Genomic DNA, 7,033 nt, shown 5'->3' with positions numbered 1-7,033 from the left:
GGCCTGGGGGAGGGGACTGGAAGACATTGGCCCGCCGCCCATCCTGGCCCAGCGTGACGCGGCGCGCTAGCGTCGGGCCGGTTGACGTACCGCACCTGGACGAAGCGAGGGAGTTGGGCTCATGCATCTGTCTCCCCGAGATGTGGACAAGCTGCTGCTGCATCAGGCGGGCGTCGTGGCCCAGAAGCGCCTGGCGCGGGGCCTGCGGCTCAACTACCCGGAGGCGGTGGCGCTCATCGCCACCCAGTTGCTGGAGTTCATCCGTGACGGCCGGAGCGTGGCGGAGCTGATGGACCTGGGCCGCCAGTTCCTCGGGCGCGCGCAGGTGATGGACGGCGTGCCGGAGATGGTGGCGGAGGTGCAGGTGGAGGGCACCTTCCCGGACGGCACCAAGCTCGTCACCGTGCACCACCCGGTGGTGGCGGAGCACGGGGACCTGACGCTGGCGCTCTACGGCAGCTTCCTGCCGGTGCCCTCCCTGGACCGCTTCACCGTGCCGGCCGCGTCACCGGAAGGGCCTCCGGGCCAGGTGCGCGCGGAGCCCGGGGCGCTGGAGCTCAACGCGGGCCGCGAGGCCATCACCCTGCGCGTCACGCACCGGGGCGACCGGCCCGTGCAGGTGGGCAGCCACTACCCGTTCGCGGAGACGAACCGCGCGCTGGTGTTCGACCGGGGCCGCGCCTACGGCCACCGGCTGGACATCCCCGCGGGCACGGCGGTGCGCTTCGAGCCGGGCGAGGTGAAGACCGTGTCGCTGGTCCCCATCGCGGGCGAGCAGGTGGTGCGCGGCGGCAACGCGCTGGGCAGCGGCAAGGTGTCCGATGAAGGCCGCGAGCGATTGCTCCAGGCCGTGCGCGCGCAGGGCTTCGGTCACGAGGAAGAGAACGAAAAGCCGGAGGAGCGCCCATGAGCCGCCGAATGGATCGCCGCCACTACGCGGACATGTTCGGCCCCACCACGGGGGACCGGGTGCGGCTGGGAGACACGGGCCTCTGGGCCCGGGTGGAGCGCGACGCCACCGTCTACGGCGACGAGTGCAAGTTCGGCGGCGGCAAGGTGCTGCGTGAAGGCATGGGCCAGCGCGCGGGCGCGGGCGACGCGGACGCGCTCGACTGCGTCATCACCAACGCGCTCATCCTGGACTGGACGGGCATCTACAAGGCGGACGTGGGCCTCAAGGCCGGGCGCATCTCCGGCATCGGCAAGGCGGGCAACCCGGACGTGATGGCGGGTGTCACGCCGGGCATGGTGGTGGGCGTCACCACGGAGGTCATCGCGGGCGAGGGGCTCATCCTCACCGCGGGCGGCCTGGACACGCACATCCACTTCATCTGCCCGCAGCAGGCGGACGAAGCCATCGCCAGCGGCATCACCACCTGGGTGGGCGGCGGCACGGGCCCCGCCACCGGCACCAACGCCACCACCTGCACGCCGGGCGCGTGGAACCTCCAGCGGATGCTGGAGGCCACGGACACGCTGCCCCTGAACATCGGGCTCACCGGCAAGGGCAACACGTCGCTGCCAGACGGCCTGTTGGATCAGGTGCGCGCGGGCGCGATTGGACTCAAGCTGCACGAGGACTGGGGCACCACGCCCGCCGCCATCGACACGTGCCTCACCTTGGCGGACGGCGAGGACGTGCAGGTCACCATCCATACGGACACGCTCAACGAGTCCGGCTACGTGGATGACTCGCTGGCCGCGTTCAAGGGCCGCACCATCCACACGTACCATTCGGAGGGCGCGGGCGGCGGCCACGCCCCGGACATCATCCGCGTGTGCGGCGCGCCCAACGTGCTGCCCAGCTCCACCAACCCCACGCGGCCGTACACGGTGAACACGCTGGATGAGCACCTGGACATGCTCATGGTGTGTCACCACCTGGACCGCGAGATTCCGGAGGACGTGGCCTTCGCGGAGAGCCGCATCCGGGGGGAGACCATCGCCGCGGAGGACATCCTCCACGACCTGGGCGCCATCAGCATGATGGCCTCCGACAGCCAGGCCATGGGCCGCGTGGGCGAGGTCATCACCCGCACGTGGCAGACGGCGCACAAGATGCGCGAGCAGCGCGGGCGCCTGTCCGGCGAGCAGGGCGACAACGACAACCTGCGCATCCGCCGCTACGTGGCGAAGTACACCATCAACCCCGCCATCGCCCACGGGCTGTCCCACGAGGTGGGCTCCGTGGAGGTGGGGAAGCTCGCGGACCTGGTGCTGTGGAAGCCCGCCTTCTTCGGCGCGCGGCCGGAATTGGTGCTCAAGGGCGGCTTCATCGCGTGGGCGCAGATGGGGGACGCGAACGCGTCCATCCCCACGCCGCAGCCGTACCTGATGCGCCCCATGTTCGGCGCGCGCGGCCGGGCCCGGGGCTCCACCAGCCTCGCGTTCGTGTCCGGGCGCGCATTGGCGGAGGGCACCGTGCAGGGGCTGGGGCTCACCAAGCGGCTGTCCGCGGTGGTGGGCTGCCGGAAGCTGGGCAAGAAGGACATGCGGCTCAACGACGCGCTGCCCGTCATCACGGTGGACCCCGAGACGTACGAGGTGCGCGCGGACGGAGAGCTGCTGCGCTGCGAGCCCGCCACCTGGCTGCCCCTCGCGCAGCGCTACTCGCTGTTCTGAAGTTCTGGAGGGGCACGGCCATGGGCTCCGGCTGGAGGGTGTTGCAGTTGGCGGACTCGGGGTTTCCCACCGGCGGCTTCGCGCACTCCGGGGGCCTGGAGGCCGCGGTGCAGCAGGGCGAGGTGCGCGGCGGGGCCGACGTGCGCCGCTTCGTGGAGGCGCTCCTGTGGCAGGCGGGGCTGGGCGGACTGCCGCTGGTGAATGACGCGTGGAAGGCACCGGCCACGCTGCCCGCGCTGGACGCGCGCGCGGACGTGTTCCTGTCCAACCACGTCGCCCACCGCGCGAGCCGCACGCAGGGCCGGGCCTTCCTGGACACCTGCGCGCGCATCTTCCCGGAGGCGGTGGGGCCCGTGCGCGACGCGGCCCGAGCGGCCGGCGTGAAGTTCCACCACGCGCCCGTGTTCGGCGCGGTGCTGTGCGCGCTGGAGGTGGACCTGGAGGACGCGCAGCGCCTCTTCCTGTCGCTCACGCTCCGGGGCGCGCTGTCCGCGGGCGTTCGCATGGGCGTCATCGGCACGCACGAATCGCATCAACTCCAGCACGCGGCCACGCCCCTGCTGGACACGGTGTTCGCGCGCTGCGGGGCCCTGGGCGTGGAGGACCTGGCGCAGCCCGCGCCGCTGTGGGACCTGCTGGGCGCCACGCACGACCGGCTCTATTCGAGGCTGTTCCTGTCCTGAAGGGACGAAGGGGAAGCGACATGCACGACGACGACCACCGCGGCCATGGGCAGGACGGGCACGAGCACACACACGAGGAGCTGGACCACCCCGGCCACTTCGACGCGCGCGACAAGCCGCACCGGCGCGACTACGCGCAGCGCGCCTTCACGATTGGCATTGGCGGCCCGGTGGGCAGCGGCAAGACGGCGCTGGTGCTGGCCCTGTGCAAGAAGCTGCGGGACGCGTACCGGCTGGGCGTGGTGACCAATGACATCTTCACCAAGGAGGACGCGGAGTTCCTGGTGCGCAATCAAGCCCTGCCCCCCGAGCGCATCCGCGCGGTGGAGACCGGGGGCTGCCCGCACGCGGCCATCCGCGAGGACATCAGCCACAACCTGCTCGCCCTGGAGCAGCTCATGGAGGAGCTGCACCCGGAGCTGCTCATCGTGGAGAGCGGCGGCGACAACCTCGCGGCCCAGTACAGCCGGGAACTCGCGGATTACACCGTCTACGTCATCGACGTGGCGGGCGGGGACAAGGTGCCGCGCAAGGGCGGGCCGGGCATCACGCAGTCGGACCTCCTGGTCATCAACAAGACGGACCTCGCACCGCACGTGGGGGCGGACCTGGGCGTGATGGAGCGCGACGCCCGGAGGATGCGCGGCGAGGGGCCCTTCGTCTTCACCCAGGTCACACGGGACGTGGGGGTGGACGCGGTGGTGGGGCACCTGCTCGACGCCTGGCGCCGAAGATAGCCAGCGAACGAACGGTCTGTTCAGCGCACAGCTGACGCCAACACCCGGGGCCGGTTGTGCGAGGGTGCGCGCCGTGGAAATCCTGGAGCGGGCACGCGTTGAATGGGTCGCGGCGGCGATTGGCATCGTGGTGGGCACCACGATGGTGTTCGTCCCCTATGAGTTCGGGTCCGCGCTGTTCCAATACATCTATCCGTACATCCGTCTGCTGGGCAGCCTGTTCCTGGCGGGCGCGGCGATGGTGCTGCTCGCGCTGATGTACCCGGCCTGGCCCGCCTTCGTGGGGCGGGTGGGCCGTGTGTTCCTGCTGGCGGCGTTCGCGGTCTACTGGTGGACGGTCTGCGTGCTGCCCGTCAGCCTCACGGGCACCGTCCTCTACCTGTTCGTGATGGTCCTGCTCGTCATGGAGCGGAGCACCCTGCGCCGGGGACAGGGCCTGCTGCCGGTGTTCCTCTCCTCCGTGGCGGTGTGCTTCGGCGCGCTGATGGCCTGGGCACCCCAGGACTTCCTGCGCTTCGCCCTGGCGTCGCTCGGGTCCTCCGTGCGGCTGATGGGGATCCTCTTCTTCCTGCTGGGGATGCTGCTGGCCGTGGGGCGGTGGCGCCGGCAGCCCTTCTTCTGCCGCGTGGCCCTGGGAGGCCTGGCCCTCCTGTTCCTGAACATGGCGGTCGGGGTGGCGTCGCGGGGGTCGTGGTCGGGGATGAGCGTGTACGCCGTGATGTCCCTGGCGTGCCTGCTGCTCGCGGCGGTGCGCCGGTGGCCGACGCTGTCGGGGGTGCGCTGGCGGCTCTTCCGCGGCATGGCGCTGGCGTCGGTGCTGCCCATCGTGGGCGTGGGCGCGGTGGCGTCGTTCCTCGCGCAGAAGGCCCTGGAAGTGGAGCTGCGCGGCAAGGCGCAACAGGCGGCGTCCGCGGAGACGGCGTGGCTTGCGCAGACGGCCCTCATCGCCAGCTCGCTGTTGCGCGTGTACAGCCGCGACACGGACTTCATCGCCCAGGTGCGCGCCGGGGACCGCGCGGCCATCGAGGAGCGGATGGCGCTGCTGGAGAACCAGACCGGGCTGTTCGACGCGGCCTGGCTGCTGGATGAGGACGGAGACACGCTGATGGCCTCCGCGCGGCTGAACCGGGCCAACGGCAACTTCGCGCACCGGGCCTACTTCCAGGACGCGCTGAAGGCCGGCGCCCAGGTGCTGCTGTCGCGGCCCTTCCTCACCCGTTCGGGCCAGCCCTTCGTCGTCTTCACCGTGCCCATGGAGCTGGGCGAGGGCCGGCGCGCCTTCCTCGTGGGCGGGCTGTCCCTGCGGCGGCTGGGGCTGCACCCGACGCTGGCCTCGCGCAGCTACCAGGTGGAGATGTTCGACCGCCGCGATGGCAGCCTCCTGCGCGAGACGGCGCGAGGGGACGTGCTCGGCCGGGCGCCGGTGCTGGACCTGCTGGGGCCGGACGCGCTGAAGGGGGTGGAGGGCTTCCAGGAGGTGTTCGACGACACGGGGCGCCGGATGGTGGTGGCGCACGCGCAGGTGGCGGGGACGCCCTGGTCGGTGGTGGTGACCGCGCACCTGCGAGAGGCGTTCGCGCCGGTGACGCGCATGGGCGCCTGGGTGGTGGCCATCGCGGTGCTGGCGGGCGCCATCGCGCTCCTGCTGTCGCAGTGGGTGGGGCGGGACGTGGCCGAGCGGCTGGAGACCCTCCGGGACGGCTTCGCGGTGCTGGGCACCCCGTCGGTGGAGCAGCAGGTCCCGGCGCGGGGCGATGACGAGATTGCCCAGCTCACCCTGGGCTTCAACGAGATGGCGGCGCGCATCGACCGCACGCAGAAGGAGCTGCGCGAGGCCATCGCCATCCGGGACCAGTTCCTGTCCATGGCGAGCCACGAATTGCGCACGCCGCTGACGCCGCTGAAGGCGACGCTGGAGCTGCTCATCCGCCAGTCCGGCTCCGGCCCGGGGATGACGCCGGAGCGGCAGCGGGAGACCTACGCGCGGCTCAACCGGCAGGTGGACCGGCTGACGCGGCTGATTGGCGACATGCTGGACGTGTCGCGGCTGCAGTCCGGGCGCTTCACGTTGACGGTGGCGCCCGTGGACGTGGCGGCGCTGGCGCGCGAGGTGGTGGAGCGCATCCAGGTCACCCGGCCGGAGCGCGCGCGCCAGTTGACGCTGGAGGTCCCCGAGGCGCCCCTGGTGGGCCGGTGGGACGAGCAGCGGTTGGATCAGCTCTTCACGAACCTGGTGGAGAACGCGCTGCGCTACTCGCCGCCGGACATGCCGGTGGTGGTGCGCGTGCGCGAGGACGCGGACGGGGTGCGGGTGGACGTGGAGGACCGGGGCATCGGGATTCCGCCGGAGAGCGTGTCGCAGCTCTTCACGCCCTTCTTCCGCGCGCGCAACGCGACCGAGCACTACGCCGGAGGGCTGGGGCTGGGGCTGGCCATCTGCCGTGAAATCGTGGAGCGCCACGCGGGCCGCATCGACGTGAAGAGTGACGGGCCGGGTCAGGGCACCTGCTTCACGGTGAGGCTGCCCCGGGCGGCGGTGGCGGACGCGGCCTGATGCGCTACGTGGAGGTGAGCCCCTGCGCCGCCCTGGCGCCCTACGTCCAATGCTACTGGGGGCTGGAGATGTCGGCCCCGCCGACGGCGCCGCACCGGGTGTTGCCGGATGGGTGTCTGGACATCCTGCTGGAGCTGTCGGAGCGGCCGCGCTTCCAGGTGGTGGGGGCGATGCGCCGCGCGGAGGTGGTGCCGGTGTCATCGCCTGCGTCCTTCGTCGCGGTGCGCTTCCGTCCGGGAGGGGCGCACCCGTTCCTGCGGCTGCCGCTGATGGAGCTGACGGACGGGCAGGTGGCGTTGGAGGACCTCTGGCCGGTGGATGCGCGGGAGTGGCGGGAGCGGCTGGAGGAGGCGGGCGGGATGGCGGCGCGCTTCGCGCTGCTGGAGCGGATGTTGTTGCGGCGGTTGCCGGAGCGGGGGGAGGACGCGGGGGTGTTG

Annotated in this window: 6 protein-coding genes; all 6 read left to right on the top strand. The window is 71.8% G+C overall.

Annotated elements, in window-relative coordinates; genetic code table 11:
- Window positions 1-121: 121 nt before the first annotated feature.
- Window positions 122-910 (top strand): urease subunit gamma, encoded by a 789-nt coding sequence (locus D7X12_RS36950; protein ID WP_120629898.1) that lies wholly within the window; start codon window positions 122-124, stop codon window positions 908-910.
- Entirely contained in the window at window positions 907-2,622 is a 1,716-nt protein-coding gene (gene ureC / locus D7X12_RS36945; protein WP_120629897.1) for an urease subunit alpha, read from the top strand. Before D7X12_RS36950 ends, ureC begins: the two co-directional genes overlap by 4 nt.
- Window positions 2,623-2,642: 20 nt before the next feature.
- Window positions 2,643-3,305 carry an urease accessory protein UreF gene (locus D7X12_RS36940; RefSeq protein ID WP_120629896.1) on the top strand — a complete coding sequence of 221 codons (663 nt, stop codon included), beginning with the start codon at window positions 2,643-2,645 and terminating at the stop codon, window positions 3,303-3,305.
- 20 nt (window positions 3,306-3,325) lie between these two features.
- Window positions 3,326-4,042, top strand: a complete 717-nt coding sequence (gene ureG, locus D7X12_RS36935) for an urease accessory protein UreG (RefSeq protein ID WP_120629895.1) — start codon at window positions 3,326-3,328, stop codon at window positions 4,040-4,042.
- A gap of 73 nt (window positions 4,043-4,115) precedes the next feature.
- Window positions 4,116-6,596, top strand: coding sequence for a sensor histidine kinase (locus D7X12_RS36930; RefSeq protein ID WP_244225006.1), 2,481 nt, complete (start codon window positions 4,116-4,118; stop codon window positions 6,594-6,596).
- A partial coding sequence (locus D7X12_RS45205) for a DUF6597 domain-containing transcriptional factor (protein ID WP_341868264.1) occupies window positions 6,596-7,033 on the top strand: 438 nt, incomplete at its 3' end. The genes D7X12_RS36930 and D7X12_RS45205, both read left to right, overlap by 1 nt.

The sequence above is a fragment of the Corallococcus sicarius genome, assembly GCF_003611735.1.
Classification (GTDB): Bacteria; Myxococcota; Myxococcia; order Myxococcales; family Myxococcaceae; genus Corallococcus; species Corallococcus sicarius.
This window is presented reverse-complemented; position numbering and strand designations above follow the sequence as displayed.

Coding starts and splice junctions, on each gene's coding strand:
- ureG (WP_120629895.1), top strand. CDS start 3,326: ATGCACGACGACGACCACCGCGGCCATGGGCAGGACGGGCACGAGCAC.
- D7X12_RS36950 (WP_120629898.1), top strand. CDS start 122: ATGCATCTGTCTCCCCGAGATGTGGACAAGCTGCTGCTGCATCAGGCG.
- ureC (WP_120629897.1), top strand. CDS start 907: ATGAGCCGCCGAATGGATCGCCGCCACTACGCGGACATGTTCGGCCCC.
- D7X12_RS36940 (WP_120629896.1), top strand. CDS start 2,643: ATGGGCTCCGGCTGGAGGGTGTTGCAGTTGGCGGACTCGGGGTTTCCC.